This is a genomic window from Bacteroidales bacterium (genome assembly GCA_021157585.1).
Lineage (GTDB): Bacteria > Bacteroidota > Bacteroidia > Bacteroidales > UBA12170 > UBA12170.
In genome coordinates this window covers 1-19,151 of the sequence record JAGGWH010000174.1, presented here as the reverse complement: position 1 = coordinate 19,151, position 19,151 = coordinate 1, and the positions used below count along the sequence as shown (strand labels likewise).

General features: G+C 34.7%; 13 protein-coding genes. 4 read left to right on the top strand and 9 right to left on the bottom strand.

Translation table 11 applies throughout. The features are described 5' to 3' along the window. Positions 1–62 precede the first annotated feature (62 nt). The 3 genes from J7K39_12205 to buk all read right to left on the bottom strand — a co-directional run bounded on the left by J7K39_12205 (position 63) and on the right by buk (position 2,980). The gene (locus J7K39_12205) at positions 63–1,139 is read right to left on the bottom strand and encodes a DUF2027 domain-containing protein (GenBank protein MCD6180657.1); all 1,077 of its coding nucleotides are present in this window, start codon (positions 1,137–1,139) and stop codon (positions 63–65) included. Positions 1,140–1,236: 97 nt separating this feature from the next. Continuing rightward, positions 1,237–1,869, bottom strand: coding sequence for a hypothetical protein (locus tag J7K39_12200; GenBank protein MCD6180656.1), 633 nt, complete (start codon positions 1,867–1,869; stop codon positions 1,237–1,239). 28 nt (positions 1,870–1,897) lie between these two features. Further along, complete coding sequence (buk, locus tag J7K39_12195; protein MCD6180655.1) at positions 1,898–2,980, bottom strand: butyrate kinase; 1,083 nt, start codon at positions 2,978–2,980, stop codon at positions 1,898–1,900. Between the two features lie 159 nt (positions 2,981–3,139). Between buk and pyk the strand changes: the two genes are divergently transcribed. Beyond that, positions 3,140–4,570, top strand: coding sequence for a pyruvate kinase (pyk, locus tag J7K39_12190; GenBank protein ID MCD6180654.1), 1,431 nt, complete (start codon positions 3,140–3,142; stop codon positions 4,568–4,570). An 11-nt stretch (positions 4,571–4,581) separates the two neighbouring features. Here pyk and J7K39_12185 read toward each other — a convergent pair whose 3' ends face one another. From J7K39_12185 to J7K39_12160, 6 genes are all read right to left on the bottom strand, one after another. Then, the gene (locus J7K39_12185) at positions 4,582–7,956 is read right to left on the bottom strand and encodes a methylmalonyl-CoA mutase family protein (GenBank protein MCD6180653.1); all 3,375 of its coding nucleotides are present in this window, start codon (positions 7,954–7,956) and stop codon (positions 4,582–4,584) included. 171 nt (positions 7,957–8,127) lie between these two features. Further along, entirely contained in the window at positions 8,128–10,518 is a 2,391-nt protein-coding gene (locus J7K39_12180; GenBank protein MCD6180652.1) for a penicillin acylase family protein, read from the bottom strand. Between the two features lie 51 nt (positions 10,519–10,569). Then, complete coding sequence (locus J7K39_12175; GenBank protein MCD6180651.1) at positions 10,570–11,559, bottom strand: hypothetical protein; 990 nt, start codon at positions 11,557–11,559, stop codon at positions 10,570–10,572. After that, positions 11,556–14,129 carry a selenium-dependent xanthine dehydrogenase gene (gene xdh / locus J7K39_12170; protein ID MCD6180650.1) on the bottom strand — a complete coding sequence of 858 codons (2,574 nt, stop codon included), beginning with the start codon at positions 14,127–14,129 and terminating at the stop codon, positions 11,556–11,558. The genes J7K39_12175 and xdh overlap by 4 nt, the downstream gene beginning before the upstream one ends. Before the next feature lie 116 nt (positions 14,130–14,245). Continuing rightward, positions 14,246–15,637 carry a Na+/H+ antiporter NhaC gene (gene nhaC / locus J7K39_12165; protein ID MCD6180649.1) on the bottom strand — a complete coding sequence of 464 codons (1,392 nt, stop codon included), beginning with the start codon at positions 15,635–15,637 and terminating at the stop codon, positions 14,246–14,248. Between the two features lie 255 nt (positions 15,638–15,892). Then, a complete protein-coding gene (locus tag J7K39_12160; protein MCD6180648.1) occupies positions 15,893–16,129 on the bottom strand; it encodes a DUF2007 domain-containing protein in 237 nt (78 codons plus the stop codon). A gap of 429 nt (positions 16,130–16,558) precedes the next feature. Between J7K39_12160 and J7K39_12155 the strand changes: the two genes are divergently transcribed. Genes J7K39_12155 through cas2 form a run of 3 tightly spaced genes read left to right on the top strand, consistent with a single transcriptional unit; the run spans position 16,559 to position 18,927 of the window. Continuing rightward, positions 16,559–17,689, top strand: a complete 1,131-nt coding sequence (locus tag J7K39_12155) for an ATP-binding protein (GenBank protein ID MCD6180647.1) — start codon at positions 16,559–16,561, stop codon at positions 17,687–17,689. A 1-nt stretch (position 17,690) separates the two neighbouring features. Continuing rightward, positions 17,691–18,593, top strand: coding sequence for a type II CRISPR-associated endonuclease Cas1 (cas1, locus tag J7K39_12150; protein ID MCD6180646.1), 903 nt, complete (start codon positions 17,691–17,693; stop codon positions 18,591–18,593). Positions 18,594–18,621: 28 nt separating this feature from the next. Further along, positions 18,622–18,927 (top strand): CRISPR-associated endonuclease Cas2, encoded by a 306-nt coding sequence (cas2, locus tag J7K39_12145; protein MCD6180645.1) that lies wholly within the window; start codon positions 18,622–18,624, stop codon positions 18,925–18,927. Positions 18,928–19,151 lie beyond the last annotated feature (224 nt).

The following is a 19,151-nucleotide window of genomic DNA, read 5'->3' as shown; positions in this document are numbered from 1 at the left end:
GTTTTTACCACAAAGTAGCTCAAAGGAATACACTAAGAACACAACGTATCCTTATAACAATCTTATCTATAATGTATATGAACTTCTATGGCTCCGTAGCCGTAGTTACTAAATGCAGCTTCTTTTACCTGAATATCAGGATAGCTTCTCAAAATTCTTCTTAATTCATTTTTTAAGATACCATTTCCAATACCGTGAATATAAATTAATTTTTGATATTGGTGTATCATTGCATCTTCAAGTGTTTTTTCAAAATAATCGAGCTGAATTTTCATAATCTCATTCTTTTCTAAATTCTGATAATCAGGATCTAATGCAGAGATATGTAAATCAATTTCGGCTTCTAATAAGCCAATTTTATGCTTTTCTATAAGCGATTTTTTTATTCCTAAAGCTTGTTCTATATCGCGCCCTAACATAGTAGATTGTGTATTAGCTGTTTCCTCTGTCTTACTTATTAATGTTTGATATTTTAAATCACTAAGTTGATGAACGAAAGCCTTTTTTTCTAATACATCTATGGTTTTATAATTATTTTCGTGATATAGTTTGCTCCCTTTTATTTTAAAGAATTCGTTTACAGGACTTATAAGTTTATCCATAGTAGAAGCAAAAAACATTGCTTGAACATTACCTTCAATCCAGTTTGCTAATTCATCACGATCTATGCTGTCGAGTAAAAAAGTTGAGAAAGGCTCAATGGCATCATAATCCTGCCCTTGGAATTTATCCTCATCCTTAAGGAAAAATGCAAACAAAACATTGAAAGGACTATTATTTATCAGAACAACATCAATTAATCCAAATAAGGTTCTGTTTTGATTTTGAGGGACAAATGCTAAGCTAATCCCTTCTTTTAGCATATCGCTTCTCTTATGGGCAAGAGGCTCTATTTTGGCATCGGCTTCCATTTCTTGTATTTCATCTTCGCTTAGTTTTTCGTGATTCCCGAAATCTTCATCAAAGAAATTTGCCGAAGCTGTTTTTACTTCAATTTTAATTAATTCTGTTGTCGAGAATGGGATATCAAAGCCGTCGGAGGTCTTAACATATACTAAGCTCGGAGTTTCAATTTTAGTAATAAAACCGCCACCTTGTTCGTTTAAGAATTTTACCTTATCTCCAATTTTAAACTTCATTATTTGCTTTCTGTAATTTTGGTGCAAAGGTAATACAATTCCAATGTAATTTAGATTTTACTACAGAGTGTTAACGAAATTATTTAGAGGTATAGAATTAAAACTCTTCTGATATTTCGGAGGTGTCGTCTGTGATGAAATATTTTTTCCCGTTATTCTTAAAAGCTAAGAAATCAATAAAATAGAGTATAAAGTCGTTATTGATATCCGAAATTTTCATGTGACTCTTTGAGCGCTTAACAATTGACCTTTCTTTTGCTTTAAGTTTATGTAGGAATGTAAAAATTCCGGATTCTTCTTCTTCGTTTAAGCGGATTCTTGGAGCATATATCTCTTTTGTTTCAATATAAATATAGCCTATTTTACGAGAAAGGCTAATAAAGATATTCCGTGTATTCTTGTAGTGTTTTGCTTTGAAAGGAGAGAAGATGCTATTAAATTTTCTTACTATTCTTCTTCTACTGCTCGAATATTTAACTAAATGATTGTGAAGAGATGAATCTTTATGTTTAGTCTCTATACGTCCAAATTCTAATCGAGATTCTCTTGGAAGATTGTTTATTCTATCGGTATATTCACTTATGCTTTTAATAAGCTTAGTATACCGCTGGTTATTTTTCTCCCAGTTTTTTTGGACGTCATCTTTCTTCTGGTCTATCTTAGTATGAATATTTTTACGTTTGCTTTCACGTTTATTCTTGTTTTGTTCTGCTTCTTCTATCCAATGCATGTTAGTTCTTTTAGAGGGGGAGTAAAATTTATTTGTATTCGTGAATTGCAATTTCGCCTTGAATAGCTAATAATGCATTCATAGCTAAAGCATCCATATCGTTTACACTTTGGAAAACGGCTATTGGTGCAATTTTTTTGACTTTAAAACTTATATATTCAGTAAATCGATTATAATTAAATATTTGTCCGCTTAAGATAATGGCATCGACATTAAAATCTAGTACGGCACAGGCTGAACCAATATATTTAGCAATTTGATAACCCATTGCTTTTGCGTAAAATTCGGCTTCGCTATCACCTTCTTCAATACGTTTGTTAATTTCGTGGATATTTGAGATTCCCAGATAAGCTTTTAATCCTCCTTCTGATGTGACCATTTTTCGGATTTCTGTTTCAGTGTATTTCCCGCTAAAACATACTTCTATTAACTTGCCAACAGGTAAAGATCCTGTTCTGGTTAGAGAAAAAGGACCTCCGCCATCAAAGGCTTGATTTACATCTACAACACGACCTCTTTTATGTGCACCTATAGATATTCCACCACCTCCAACATGTGCAACAACTAAGCGTAAATCGTCATAACAATTAGCATTTGATTTGGCATATTTACGAGCTACATATTTTTGATTTAATGCGTGAAAAATAGATTTTCTTTTGAAAAGCGGATGACCGGTAACTCTGGCTATATCGTCTAATTCATCAACAACTACAGGGTCTGCTAAAAATGCTTGAGCATTTTTGAAATCCTTTGCTAATAAACTGGCTAAAATACCTCCAAGATTGGTTTCGTGTACGCCTTGATAACCTTTTTTAAGGTCTTCAATCATTTTATCGTTTATAAGATAAACACCTGCTTGTTTTAGAGGCTTTATCAAACCTCCGCGAGCTGTAATTGCCGTTATTTCATTAGAGTACACATCGTTATCTTTTAGCTCTGATTTTATAGTCTGATAACGATAGTCAATTTGTTCGATAGTTGTATTGAATTTTTTTAATACCTCGGCTTTATGCTTTATAGTTTTTAAAAAAATTATGTTATTTCCCCTATAGACAGCAATCTTTGTTGTTTCCGCTTCGGGGTAAATGACTAATATTTCTTTTGAAATCATTTCTGAGTAGTGTTAGATTGAACGAAAATATAAAAAAAAGTAAGAAGTTCGGTAAATATAATAATCTTGAAACAAATATAAAAATATCATGTTCTTTTTTAGGTGATATTTCTAAGTACATTTGCAGAATAAATTTTAATTTTTAGATATATTTTTTGTATGATAAATGATTTTTCAAGAACAAAAATAATTGCAACTCTTGGTCCTGCATCTTCCGATAAAGAGACGCTTAAAAAAATGTTTGAAGCAGGATTAGATGTTTGTAGAATAAATTTTTCTCATAGTAACTATAGCGATGCGAAAGAAGTTATAAACACAATAAGAGAACTAAATAGTGAAATGGATACCGATGTTGCAATTATGGCTGATTTGCAAGGTCCTAAATTGCGTATTGGTGAAATAGAAAATGGTAAAGCGATATTAAAAAAAGGATCTACTCTTGAATTTGTAACAGAAAAATGTTTGGGAAACTCTTCAAAAGTTTATATGAGTTATCAGGAGTTTCCTCAGGATGTAAATCCTGGAGATAGTATTTTAGTTGATGATGGAAAACTTAAATTGGAGGTTGTAAAGACCAATAGACTAAATTCTGTAACAGCTAAAGTTATTTATGGTGGCGATTTGTCGTCATTTAAAGGAGTAAACTTACCAAATACAGATATATCGCTTCCCAGCTTAACCGAAAAAGATATTGAAGATGCTGCATTTGCTTTAGAGCAGAATGTAGACTGGATTGCTTTGTCTTTTGTTAGGCGTGTAAGTGATGTAATTGAATTAAAACAATTAATTAAGAGAAAGCGTAAGAATATTTATGTTATTTCGAAAATAGAAAAACCGCAGGCTGTTGAAAATTTAGATGCGATTTTGGCTGAGACAGATGCCATAATGGTGGCAAGAGGTGATTTGGGTGTTGAGATGCCTTTTGATATGGTTCCTCTCTTACAAAAAGAAATAGTAGAAAAATGTATGGATGCTTCGGTTCCTGTTATTGTTGCTACACAAATGATGGAGAGTATGATAACGAATTTTAGACCAACACGAGCAGAAGCTAATGATGTTGCAAATGCGGTTATTGATGGTGTAGATACCGTTATGCTTAGTGGAGAAACTTCGGTTGGTAAGTTTCCAGTAGAAACTATTGAAAGTATGCATAAAATTATTCAGCATACCGAAACAAATAGATATAATTATAATAGAGGCGTTCCTCCAAAATTAGATTCTCCTCGCTTTATACGGGATAATATTTGTTATAGTGCATCATTAATGGCTGAAAGGGTAGGAGCAAAAGCTATTATTACATTCACCGATGAAGGAAATACGGCTAAAACAATATCGGGTTATAGACCTAAAGCAGATATTTATGCCATAACTCAACGTAAAGAGCTAATGAGTGCCTTGTCGTTACTCTGGGGTGTTAGAGCTTTTTATATAACCAAAATTCAAAATGTTGATAAAGCTATTGATTTATCTATACAAATATTGAAAGATAAGGGAGCAATTAAAACAGGTGATTATGTTATTCATGTAGCAAGCACTCCTATGCATTTAAGTCATAAAACTAATATGTTGAAAGTGAGTATGGTAAAATAGTTAGTTGGGAATTACATATTTCTCCGATACTGTCCGCCAATTTCAAAAAGAGCTCCAGTAATTTGTCCGATGGAACACTTTTTAGTTGTTTCCATTAGAGTGTCGAAAATATTAGCATTCTGACGGGCTGTTTCTTTTAATTCTTGAATTAAATTTTTTGCTTCGTCTTTAAAAGTTAATTGTAAATGTTCTAACATTTCAATTTGATATTCTTTCTCTTTTGTAGTGGCACGAATAACTTCCTGAGGAATTAATGTTGGAGATCCTTTTGAATTCAGGAATGTATTTACACCCATAATTGGGAGTTCTCCACTATGTTTTAACTTTTCGTAATAAAGACTCTCTTCTTGAATTTTAGAACGTTGATACATGGTTTCCATGGCTCCTAAAACGCCACCTCTTTCGGTAATTCTATCAAACTCTGCCATTACTGCTTCTTCAACTAAATCGGTTAATTCTTCAATGATAAAAGAACCTTGTAGTGGATTTTGATTTTTTGCTAGGCCTAATTCGTGATTGATAATTAGTTGAATAGCCATTGCACGACGAACAGATTCTTCTGTTGGTGTTGTAATTGCTTCGTCGTAAGCATTAGTATGCAGGGAGTTACAATTATCGTAAATGGCATAAAGTGCTTGAAGAGTTGTTCGGATATCATTAAAATCAATTTCTTGAGCATGAAGAGAACGTCCTGAAGTTTGAATATGATATTTTAATTTTTGTGAACGTTCGTTGGCTTTGAACTTTAGTTTCATCGCTTTGGCCCAAATAATCCTTGCCACACGACCAATAACCGAATATTCGGGATCTATTCCATTGCTGAAAAAGAAAGAGAGATTGGGAGCAAACTTATTGATATCCATGCCTCTTGATACGTAATACTCAACATAGGTAAAGCCATTAGCTAAGGTTAAAGCCAATTGGGTAATTGGATTTGCTCCGGCTTCTGCAATATGATAGCCGGAAATAGAAACACTATAAAAATTATTTATTTGATGATCGATAAAATACTGTTGTACATCGCCCATTAGTTTTAAAGAAAAATCGGTGGAATAGATGCAGGTATTTTGTGCTTGATCTTCTTTTAGAATATCGGCTTGTACTGTGCCTCTGACTTTTGAAAGTGTCTCGGCTTTGATTTTTTCGTAAACTTTAGTTGGTAAAACCATATCGCCGGTAACGCCAAGCAGCATCAATCCTAATCCATTATTGCCTTCAGGTAGTTCTCCTTGATAAGCAGGGCGATTAGTTTTTTTTGCTTTATAAATAGCAGCTATTTTAGCTTCAACTTCTTTTTCAAGCCCGTTTTTTTTAATGTAAATTTCGCATTGTTGATCGATAGCAGCATTCATAAAATAGCCTACCATAATTGGTGCCGGTCCGTTTATTGTCATAGAAACGGAAGTCATAGGATTAGCCAAATCAAAACCGGAATAAAGTTTTTTTGCATCGTCTAAACAAGCAATAGAAACACCGGAATTACCAATTTTACCATAAATATCGGGGCGTCGATCGGGATTTTCTCCATAGAGAGTTACCGAATCAAAAGCTGTTGATAATCTTTTAGCCGGAAGTCCGTAGGAAACATAATGGAAACGTTTATTGGTACGTTCCGGACCGCCTTCACCGGCAAACATACGCGTCGGATCTTCTCCTTCTCTTTTAAAAGGGAAAACGCCGGCAGCATAAGGAAATTCGCCTGGAACATTTTCGCGTAAATTCCATTTTAAAATATCTCCCCAAGCTTGGTATTTAGGAAGCGATATTTTATTCATACTTAATCCGGAGAGTGTTTTAACTTTCGTTGCTATTTTGATTTCTTTATTTCTAACTTTATAAATATATTCGGGATTATTAAATTGCTCTATTTTTGCTTTCCAATTTTCAATAATTAATTTATTGCGTCCATCTAAATCTAATTCCAAAGTACTATATGTATCTTGTAATATAGCTATGGCATTTTTATCGGCTTTAGAATTTTCTAACTCTGTTTTAGCAACTTTAAGTCCGTAGAGTCTTTGTGCAATATCGGCTTGTTCTTCTGTCCAGATATTATAGTTTCTGATTGTTTCTGAAATTTCTGACAGGTAACGAGTTCTGTTTGGCGGTATTATAAAATTCTTTTTAGGAACAATTTTATCTCTTACTAAATGAGATACAAATTTCCCTGGTATCAATTCATTTACTTTTAACATAAGTGCTTTATAGAGCTTAACAATACCCGGGTCGTGGAAAGAAGAGGCTACTGTTCCGAAAATGGGCAAATCATCTTCTTTGGCATCCCAAAGTTGGTGATTACGAGCATATTGTTTTTTTACATCGCGTAAAGCATCTAAAGCACCTCTTTTATCAAATTTATTTAAAGCGATAAAATTGGCAAAATCGAGCATATCAATTTTTTCTAATTGAGTTGCTGCACCATAGTCGGGGGTCATTACGTATAAACTAATATCGCTATGTTCTGTAATTTCAGTATCTGACTGTCCAATTCCTGAAGTTTCGAGAATTATCAAATCGAATTTTGCATTTTTTATGAGGCAAAGTGCATCTTGTACATAACGAGACAGAGCTAAATTTGCTTGTCTGGTAGCAAGCGACCTCATATAAACTCTGGAATTGTTGATACTGTTCATTCGGATACGGTCGCCTAAAAGTGCTCCTCCAGTTTTGCGTTTAGAAGGATCGACGGAGATAATGGCGATGGTTTTATCGTCAAAATCTTCTAAATATCGTCTTACCAATTCATCAACTAAAGATGATTTTCCTGAACCTCCGGTTCCTGTTATTCCTATTACAGGGATATTAATGTTTTTGCATTTCGCTTGAATATCAGCAAATTGAGTGTTAAATTCTTCAGGGTAGTTTTCGGCTGCAGAAATAAGCTGAGCAATATGATGTTTGTCTTGTTTTTCTATTTTTTGAATATCAACCTTAACATTTTTCCCTGTTGGAAAGTCGGCTTGTTTTAGCAAATCATTTATCATTCCTTGCAATCCCATTTTTCGTCCATCATCCGGAGAATAAATTCTTGCAATACCGTAGTTGTGTAATTCTTCAATTTCAGTTGGAAGGATAACTCCACCACCGCCACCAAAAAGTTTGATGTGTCCACATCCTTGTTCCTGAAGGAGATCGTACATATATTTAAAAAATTCAATATGTCCTCCTTGATAAGATGTTATAGCTATAGCTTGAGCATCTTCTTGTATGGCGCAATCAACAATTTCCTGAACAGAACGGTTATGACCTAAATGGATAACTTCGGCCCCACTGAATTGTATGATGCGTCGCATCACATTGATAGCAGCATCGTGGCCATCAAATAAAGAGGCGGCAGTAATTATACGGATATTGTTTTTGGGTCGATATATTTGCTGTGGAATCATTGTTTAAGTTTTATTCTAATTTTTGATTTGCAAAATAAGTTATGCAAACATAATAAAAGTGAATGATTTCATCAAGTAAAATTACCCATTGCTTTACCGATGCCGTACGTTTTTAAGGCAATGGATTAAATTATTTTGGTTACTGTTACAGATGTGCTGGAGCTATAATACCTATTCGGGTTTTAGTGTTAATACAGTTTTCTTCTTGATATCCTCCGATTTTAAAAATATCGTTTTATATTCTCCATTAATAAACATTTCTGCTTGGTCGGCATAGTGAGGGCTTAAAAAATTCCCCGACTCTCCGGTAGGAATAATAGAGAGTGCTTCTTGTGTATTAGCAAAGTCCATTAGTAGGCGCATTGCCGGTCCTGATCTTGCAGGATATAAACCATCAGCATTATAATCGAAGGCTTCTTTATCTACAACTTCATTACTTCCTGATTTAGGGAATGGTCCAACATTAAAAATTTTATCAAAAGGAGCTTTGCGCCCAATAGGGTGAACGTGAGTAACAGTATGTACTTTACCCCACTGCCAAGTATTTATTTCGGGACCAAATTGCTTTTTTAATGCTGTAACTGTTTTATCAAAAGCATCGCTTAAAAGTGTAGCTCTTCCTTCAACAATATCCGGTGTGTTTATATTGTCCCACCAAATGGATGTTGAATCATTGAAAATTCTATCGATATTACTTTTTAATAAAAGGGAGTTGGCAAACTTTGGAAATAATTCTTCTCCCATTTCGTCTTTTACTAAATTTTCGAGAGCAAAATAGAGAAACTGATTATAAATTACTGCGCCTGTTGATTTAATGTCTGTTTTTCCATCCCAATTTCTAAGAGCGTCAACAGTTTTTGAATAAATTTCACTCTTGTCTGTAACATCTAAAAGAGGAAGTAATACAGCTTGAACAATAAAATAATCTCTTATTCCAAAATTATCATTTTGAATAATTTTCATGCTTTCAACATCCCAAAACTCTTTTGATTCAAAAAGTTCCTCTATACGATCGGCACGAATTCCGGGATAATAATAACCGGGATAAAATATTCCGTCCACTTTAGGAGGAGCATTATTAGATGTATGTACAAAACCATTTTCGGGATTTATACTCCTTGGATTTTTATCTATGGGGTAAAACCCTAAAACTTCGTCTTTTCCACTGGCTCCGTCTAAAATCAAACTTGGGTTTACGTGAGGAGCGCGCTTAGGAATTCTTCCGGTTCCCCACCAAGCAATATTGTCATCGGTATCGCCATAAACAATATTTAATCCTAACACATCTACTTTGTCAATAGCCTGTCCAAATTCTTCAATATTTTCTGCAGTATTAAATTTATATAATGCTTCTACAGCCTCTGATTCTACATTATTTATTGCCCACCAAAAACTAATGGGACTATTGTCAAATACTGCAACATCGGGATATACATCATTTAAAATTGGACCATGTCGTGTTGTACGCAAATTGTAGATTACATCTTCTTGATCTTTAACAGCAATGGTATGTGAAATGTATTTATAGTTTTCCCAATGATCGTTTACCCAATATTGATCATTATTTTCGGGATTTTGTTTTTCGCGATACAAATCCATATTATCGAAAGGGAAAATTGTTAATCCCCAGCCCATACGATCGTTATGTCCCATCACGGCAAAAGGAACTCCGGCTAAATAATATCCGGCCATATTGAAGCCCGGGTAATTAATAACCGCTTCGTACCATACTGAAGGTTGAGAATAGGAAATATGAGTATCGTTAGCTAATAAAACTTTTCCTGATTTAGATCTTTTTGCACTTATAGCCCAATTATTAGATGCTTCCCAAACAGGTAATGGAATTTGATTGAAAACATTTTGATAAGATGTATTTAACATTGAAAGAACTTGCGTTTTTTCTGTTGGGAAGTTTAGAGCGTTAGAAGCAGAATCAATACCTAAATCAATTAAATAGCGGTTTCCTAATGTCTCGTTTATTTGAGTAACTAAAGGATCTTGACTTAAGGCCAGTGAAAAAGTAAGCGACATATAACCAATAGTAGTATATATATCGGCCGGTACAAAATGTTCTGGTTTAAATCCCATTAATGTAAATTCAATAGGTAAATTATCGTCGTCGATAAATTTATTAATTCCATTTAAGTATGCCATAGACGTTTCTTTAAATGGAGCATCAATTTTGCTAAAATATTTTGCGGCTGAACGCTCTCCCATAGTACGAATTCCTAATGATAGCATGCTTTTATCTACACTGATTAAATCAGGACCAAGAATTTCGGCAAGTCTTCCGGAGGGTAATCTGCGAATCATTTCCATTTGGAAAAGTCGTTCTTGAGCGTGAACATAACCAAGAGCAAAATAGGCGTCATTTGCATTCTGTGCGTCTATATACGGAACGCCAAACTCATCATAGGTTATTTTTACTTCATCCTGCAAAGCAGATAATTGTATTTCTCCGGAATATTTTGGAGCTGTATCTTTTAATGCTAACCAAGCTGCTGCTGCTATAAGTACTATACCTAAAAGAATAGATAGGGTAATAATCTTAAATTTTTTCATTTCTGCGTTTTTTAATCAATCAAATATAGAGAAAAAGAACGGAATATAAATCTAATAGAAGTGAGTTTTAACTATTGGTTGCCAAAATTTGTGATAGTTATCGTCTGTGGCTCCTTTGCAAACTGTTTGGAAAATACATTGGTCGTGTGATTCTAAGACTACAGCTCGGGTTAATGTGCAAGGTGTTTTTTCGCAAGTATGCGTCCGGCATAAAGTATTTTCGTTGCAACAACTCCTTCCTAAAGTGTAAAAAATATCATTCATCTTAAATGGATGATATGCAGATGTTTGGGCGATAATGTTCATGGCTTCAATACAGGCTTTTCGTATTGGCTCATCATCTGCAATTGGCTGATGCTTTTGTAATTTTATTTTTAAATCTTCATTATTTACTTCTACACAGCCTGTTCGTAATAAAACGCGTTGCATATGATAATCCATAATGGGGATTACATTTACGAGCTTATCAAAATTAATAAGGTTAGCATCGGCAATTAATTTTAAGAATACTCCCGATTTTTTCTGGAGAGGATCGGAATAGGCTTCGAATAAGCGCAAATATTTGTATAGACTTTCTGCATTTTGTGTTTTTTCCCAATCGGAGTGAAGAAAAAGATTTTCTATTTTTCCGTCGAAATGTTTTTGCAATCCTTTGGCCATGTCTAACAATAAATCTGCACGTTCTTCGAGTGTGTCTAAAGTGCATTTTTCGGGTTTATTATCTTCGGCAAAAAAAGGTTTTATTTTTTCGATTAACTCTTGCTGAGATAATTTTATTAGTTCTTTAGTATCAAATAGATAAGGAGCGTTTTTCAAAATGTCCAAGAAACCGTATTCTAAGAAATCCCAACCATAGAGGTTCAGTTTGGGGTTTGCAAGATGGTAAGTTTGATGACAAATTCCAACGGCATAGAAATGCATAGCCATTTTAAGTGGAGAATCAACTTGAATGAAATCGCGTTCGTAAAACGAAGGTCTAAATTTCAGCGTTTTTACGATTTCTCCAATTTTTTTAGATTGCTCAATATTTACTGTAATCATTTTTTTGATGTTGATATTTTCTGAAGCGGCAGCTTATACCTTCTAATCTTATCGAATTGATAAAAAGCATTAGCAACGGCGGCAGCTGTGGGAACCAAGCCTATTTCTCCAACACCCTTTGCTCCATAAGGGCCGACAGGATCGGTAACTTCAACACCTTTTACTATAATTTCAGGGAGTTGATGTGCTTTCAGAACTCCAACTTTATTGAGCTTAAAGCTTTTTGGAAAGCCATTTTCCATTGGGAAATCTTCTGAAATAGCATATCCTAATCCCATTGCAACAGCACCTTCTATTTGTCCTTCAAATAAAGTTGGATTCATAATTTTTCCGGCATCATGTGCTGCAACAACTTTCTTAATTGAACCGTCATCGTTTAAAACAACTAACTGAGCCGCATATCCATAAGAATAATGGGTAATAGATTTTTTTGTTTTATCACCGGGTTTGGTAGTCCAATCCACAATAAATTCCCCGAAATAAGAATTTCCGACCAAATCTTTTAAAGTCTTTGTCTTCAGGTCTTTATTTATCTTTTTTGCTGCGTCTATAATTGCATTTCCTAATAAGGCAGTAGCTCTTGATGAGGTTGTCATTCCCGTTGGAATTTCCAAGGAAGTATCCACAACAACATCCATTATTTCGGCTTTTAATCCAGTCTCTTCGCAAAGCGATTGGATTGCCATATTATGGATTCCTTGTCCCATTTCTGTCCAGCCGTGATGGATGATTATTTTGTTTTCTGATTCGATGCGGATGATAGTTTTACTTTCGTCTATCATACCATTTCCAACACCGGAATTTTTTATTGCACAAGCTAAACCTGTAAATTTATTGGAATAGAAATCATTTTTCACGGCTTCTAAAGAAGCGCGAATACCAACACCTTTTTCAAGCACTTGACCTGTAGATGTACTTAAACCTTCGGTTAATGCATTATCGTAGCGGAATTTCCATCGGTCGAAGTTTCCTTTTTCGCAAATCTCATCAACCAGACTCTCTAAGGCAAAAGCAACTTGATTAGCACCAAAGCCGCGCATAGCACCGCAAGGAATATTGTTAGTGTAAACGGTAAGAGCTTCAATATCTACATTAGGAACGTAATAACCTCCCGTGGCATGACCGGCTACGCGTTCTAAAACTTTATCGCCTACGGAAGCGTAAGCTCCGGTGTCGCCAACAGCATAAAGCTTAATCCCACTTAACATTCCATCTTTGTTGGCTGTTAGCTGCATATCCATATATACAGGATGACGCTTGGGATGCATACGTAATGAATCCTCGCGAGAAAGATGAAGTTTAACAGCTTTTTGAAGAAGGTGAGCAAATAAGGCTACGTGACCTTGCACCGTTAAATCTTCTTTTCCTCCAAAACCACCACCTGATGGAACAAGTGTTATTTCCACTTGCTCTTCTGCTAAATCTAAAATAGTAGCAATTAATTTTCTTTCAACATAAACCCCTTGACCGCCCGAGAAAATATGAATTCCATTCTCTGTAGGACTAGCAATAGCTGTCTCTGTTTCTAAAAAGGCGTGTTCTATACGTTGGGTTTCAAATTTTCCGCTAACAACAAAGTCAGCTTCATTTTTTATTGCTTCAAATTTATCGCCTATTTTGATTCGGGTTTTTGCAAGTAGATTTTCTTTGTCGCTATGAACTCTTACAGCATCAGGTTTTAAAGCCAAATGCATATCAGTAACCGGTTCTAGAACTTCGTAGTCAACTTGAATTAAAGCAGCAGCTTCACGGGCAATTTCTTCTGTTTCGGCTACAACTCCTGCAATGACATCACCAATATAATTTGTAGTATCTCCGCAAGGAATCATTAGTGGCCAGTCTTGAGTGATTAAGCCCGTAGTTAATGTTCCGGGAACATCTTTAGCTGTAAAAACTTGAATAACCCCGGGAAGTTTTTCCGCATCATATTTATTTATAGAAATTACTTTTGCTTTGGGATGGTCACTGTAGCGAAGTGCTGCATGAAGCATGCCTTCGATATGCATATCGTTCACAAAATGACGTTTTCCTAAAGCCGTTTCTAAACCTTTATACTTTGGTAGAGATTCTCCAATTCCTTTTTGTTTAAAATCGAGATGAGATGGAATGTCTTGATTTAACAGGCTGCTAGCGTATTCTATTCCTTCAATTATCTTTACATAACCGGTACAGCGACAAAGATGTGGTTTTAACGCCTTTTCTATTTCTTGTTTTGAAGGATTAGAATTATTGTTTAACAGAACATTGGTCGACATAATAATGCCCGGCGTACAAAATCCGCATTGAACGGCTCCTTTTTCCACGAAAGCACCGGCGATAGTTTCTGAGCGTTTTGTTTCAAGCCCTTCCAGTGTTTTAACCTCGGCATTTTGAAGTTTTGAGAGCTTAGTAAGACAAGCCAATTTAGCTTTTCCGTTAATGTTTACCATACAAGCACCACAGCTACCTTGACCTGAACAGCCATCTTTTGCCGAAGTAATTTGTAAGTCTTCGCGTAAATATGTAAGTAGACTTTTGTCTTGATTTCCTTGATATTGAATTGTTTGTCCGTTTATTCTAAAGTTGAGCATATGTTTTGTAATAAGTCTTGTAAAAATTGCAAATTACAAAGAAAAATTTAATGTGAAAGCTTTGATTTCGCGCGGAGCGCAACATATAATAATAGATATTATTTTCTAATTATTTATTAACTCAATGTATCAGCTTTTTTGTTTTTTATCATTCTTATTTTTATACGAAAAGCAGCAACTAATAAAGTTGTAAAAGGACTTAAATAATTAAATACGGCATAGGGTATATAACTTAAAGTGTCAACACCTAAAACTCCTGATTGGTATGCTCCGCAGGTATTCCAAGGAACTAAAACAGAAGTTACAGTTCCGGAGTCTTCTAATGTACGACTTAAATTTTCTGGAGCTAAACCTTTTTCTTTGTAGGCTTCGGCGAACATTCTACCCGGAACAACAATAGCTAGATATTGGTCAGAGGCGGTTAAGTTTAAAGTTAAACAACTTGCAACTGTACTGGCAAATAATCCGAATATTGAGTTTGCCATTTTTAATAGGGCATCGCTAATTCTTGATAAAGCACCTATAGCTTCCATAATACCACCAAAAACCATAGCACAAATTATTAACCATATAGTGGGTAACATTCCTGCCATTCCTTTAGCTACAAACAGATTTTGAAGAATAGGATTAGTTGTTTCTATGGTTGTTTTAATGGTGATAGAATCCATTATAACGCGGTAAATACTTTGAAAAGTAAGAGTTTCTGTTCCGCTTATTTCGTGTAGTAGAGGAATTTGAAAAATCAATGCAAAGATTGCACCGGCAATAGTTCCTGCCAATAAAGCAATTAGAGGTTCTGTTTTAAAAATAATTAATAAAATAACCATTCCAGGAACAAGAAATAGCCAAGCATTTATTTGAAAAGTTTCTTTAATAGCAAGAGATATATCGCTAACATTTGTTTCTCCTGCGATATTCATATTTAATCCTAAAATTATAAAAACTATTAAGGTAATAATATAGGTTGGTATTGTTGTAATCATCATATATCTGATGTGGGTAAATAAATCGGTTCCGGCCATAGCAGGGGCTAAGTTGGTAGTGTCTGACATAGGCGATAATTTATCACCAAAATAAGCTCCGGAAAGAACAGCTCCTGCCACCATTGGAAGAGGAAAGCCCAGAGCACCGCCAATTCCCATAAAAGCGATACCGATAGTGGCAGAGGTTGTCCAAGAACTTCCTGTAGCAATAGAAATAAACGAGCTAATAAGAACCGTAGCAGGTAAAAATACAGTCGGATTTAGAATCTGTAAGCCGTAATAAATCATTGCAGGAATTATACCGCTAATTAACCAAGTTCCTGCTAATGAACCAACCATAAGCAAGATTAAAATTGCGCCACTTGTCGATTTTAGATTTTCGGCTACTGCACCAATCATTTTTTTATAGGGTATTTTGTGAAAGAAACCTACAATAGCAGCAACAGCTCCTCCCAACAGTAAAATAAATTGATTACTACCTTCTAAGGCATCGCCTCCGTAAACGTAAACGTTAAAGGCTAGCATTCCGATTAAGATTATTACAGGTAAGAAAGCTTCCCAGAGTTTTAGGTTTGATTTTTTCACAGTATATTGGTCAATTTAGTCAAAAAATAAGTGTAAGAATACGGATAATTTTTCAGGCTTCAAAAAAAATGTAAGGGCTTGAAAAGAAAATAATTTTCTATTTAAGATTTTGGTATTCTTGAAAATTTTAAATAAGGCTCTGGTTAGCAATTACTTGCTAAAGTGTAGAAGTAGAATTTACAAATCGGAATACGCTTATTTGCTTTCTTTAAAAAGATTAAAAACAATCTCCTCAGCACGTTCAAGGTCTTGTTCTGCAACAAATACTTTTGCTGCATTATTGGTGCTTGCTGCGGCAAAGCCTGCCATTGAGCTTTCTTGAAGAAGATCACGTACAATACATTCAATATTATTTTCGTGTAAAGCACTTTTTAAATAATTGGCATTAAGTGTTGTTCCAACATAAACGCAATCTAAGTTTTGGTTACTCATAGTTCCTCCTATTTTTTTTAAAGATACAAATTTTTTAAGGTGTATAAATAAAATTATTTGTAGCTTTATGTTTTATTTAAAAAACGGCAGGATTATACTCAATTCGCTGTAAAAATTGCGTTGGATTTTATTTGGTGGGAAGGAAAAAAGCAACTACCAAAAGCAGTTGCTAAGAATTTTCTGCGGCTAGGGATTATGCTGGTTTGAGGAAGGGGAAATTGATATAATATGAGAATTAACTTGGATTTAAGATGAAAATAAACCTAAGCTAATTGGAGGTAGGTAGTTTAGAGCGTAGCACAAAGAATGGGGAGGATTAATAATTTAAATTAACGCTCCTATTTCTAAGTTTTATTTCGCTTTATGCATTACGCAATTTGCGAAACGTAAAATTTTGTTTTATCTTTGGGTATATAAAAATTTTGAACCATGAAAAAAGACATAAATCCCTTTCTAGTAAAGAAATATATTTCAAAGAGTTATTTTTGCAACAGGGAAGAAGAACTTGACCTATTGTTTAGGAATGCCAAGAATGGCATAGATACCACACTAATATCGCCTCGAAGATTGGGAAAAACAGGTTTGATATATCGTTTTTTTGAACATTTAGAAGAGGAAAAGAGTATGGATTTTGTTTATGTCGATATTTATTCAAGTCGAAACTTGTCTGATTTTATTATGTTATTGGCCGAAGCTATTCTTGAAAAATTTAGCATAAAGTCTTCCGTAGGGAAGAAGTTTATGAAATTACTGAGAAGCTTCCGCCCTCTTTTTTCTTTCGATGAAATTACGGGTGCTCCACAGGTGCAATTCAATTTTCAATCGGTAAGTGATCAGGAATTTACATTGCAAAAGTTATTGCAGTTTATCGATTTGCAATCAAAACCTGTTGTGGTGGCTATTGATGAATTTCAGCAAATTGCAAATTATCCTGAAAAAAATATTGAAGCACTTTTAAGAACGTGTATTCAACAGCTTAAGCATGTTAATTTTATTTTTAGTGGGAGCCAAAAGCATACCTTGATGGAAATGTTTTTGAGCGCTAAAAGACCATTTTATGCCAGCACGCAGTTTATCAATTTGGAGTCCATTCAAGCTGATAAGTATAAATTATTCATACGTCAGAATTTTGAGAAAGGGAAACGGAATATATCTACAGAGAGTATCGATTACCTTATGGATTGGACAAAGGGCTATACTTTTTATACGCAAAGTATTTGTAATCGATTATATAACTACAGAAAGATAGATGTAGATATTGTAAAAAAGGAATGTTTACAGCTATTGAATGAAAACGAGCCGGTTTATTTTCAGTATCGCAAACTGATAACTTCTAAGCAATGGAATTTTATGGTGGCTTTGGCAAAAGAGGAAAGTGTTTCGCAAATTTATACTCAGGAATTTTCTAGAAAATACGATTTAGGAGCTGCCTCTACCATTAAACGAATACTTGATGCCCTGCTTGAGAAGGAAATGATTTTAGAATCTGCCTCTAAAGATGGATCGAGTTTTTGTGTGTATGATGTATTTTTAATGCGTTGGTTGCAGCGAACTTATTGAGATGATAAAAAGAACCCTATATTTTGGTAACGATGCCTATCTGCATACTACTAATAAACAATTGGTAATTTCTTTTGCCGATAGACAGAAGGAAGACGTTCGAATTCCAATTGAAGATATTGGAGTAGTCATTTTAGATGCATTCCGATTAACGATTTCTCAAACCTTAATTTCGAAATTACTGCATAATAATGTAGCTTTAATTACCTGCGACGAGAGACATCATCCACAGGGTTTAATGTTGAATTTGGAAGGCAATACTTTGCAGCAAGAAAGGTTTCGTTATCAAATTAATGCGAGTCAGCCGCTTAAGAAAAACCTATGGCAACAAACTATTAAAGCAAAGATCAGAAACCAGTTGGCTTTGTTGGATATTCATGGTTTCGATACGGAAAATATGCGGTATTGGGAAACTCAGGTTGCTTCCGGCGATCCGAAAAATTACGAGGGTAGGGCAGCGGCTTATTATTGGAAAAATCTTTTTAACGATTATCAAGAAGGTTTTGTGCGAGGGAGGTTTGAAGCAGAACCCAATAATCTTTTAAATTATGGATATGCTATTTTAAGAGCCGTAGTAGCGCGTAGTTTGGTGGCTTCCGGTCTTTTGCCAACATTGGGTATTCATCATCATAATAGATACAATGCCTATGCTTTGGCCGACGATATTATGGAGCCATATCGACCTTATGTCGATCGGCTTGTCTTGGAAATTATGCTTAAATACGATTCGATAAGTGAATTAACACCGGAATTAAAGAAAGAATTATTGCAGATTCCTGTAATAGATATTTATATCGATGGGCAAAAAAGTCCGTTGATGGTTGGTTTACAGCAAACCACAGCGAGTTTAGCCGCCAGTTACGAAGGAGGAATACGAAAAATAAAATACCCTGAACTTGGATAATTTAAGCAGTTTAAACCAATACCGTATTATGTGGGTTTTAGTTTTTTTTGATTTACCAACGGAAACCAAGAAAGACCGTAAGCAAGCCGGTTTGTTTAGGAAACGCTTACTTGGCGATGGTTTTACGATGTTTCAGTTTTCTATTTATTTACGTCATTGTCCGAGTAGGGAAAATGCTCAGGTACATATCAAACGTGTAAAATCTTTTTTGCCACCCAATGGGCATGTGGGGATTTTAAATATTACCGATAAGCAATTTGGAATGATTGAGTTGTTTTATGGAAAAAAAGAGAGCGAAAAACCCGATACACCCCAACAATTAGAGTTGTTTTAATAAAAAATCAGGGTCTCACTTTAAGCGAAACCCTGATTTAACACAGCTTTTTTAATTCAAAATATCGACTTAATTAATTGCTAAACAGAATATTAAATACAGCTATACTGTGTTCAATATTTCAAAGATACAAATCGAAAGCAATTCACAACTCGCGGCGAGTATTAAAAACGGCAGTAGATACTGTGTTCAATATTTCAAAGATACAAATCGAAAGCAATTCA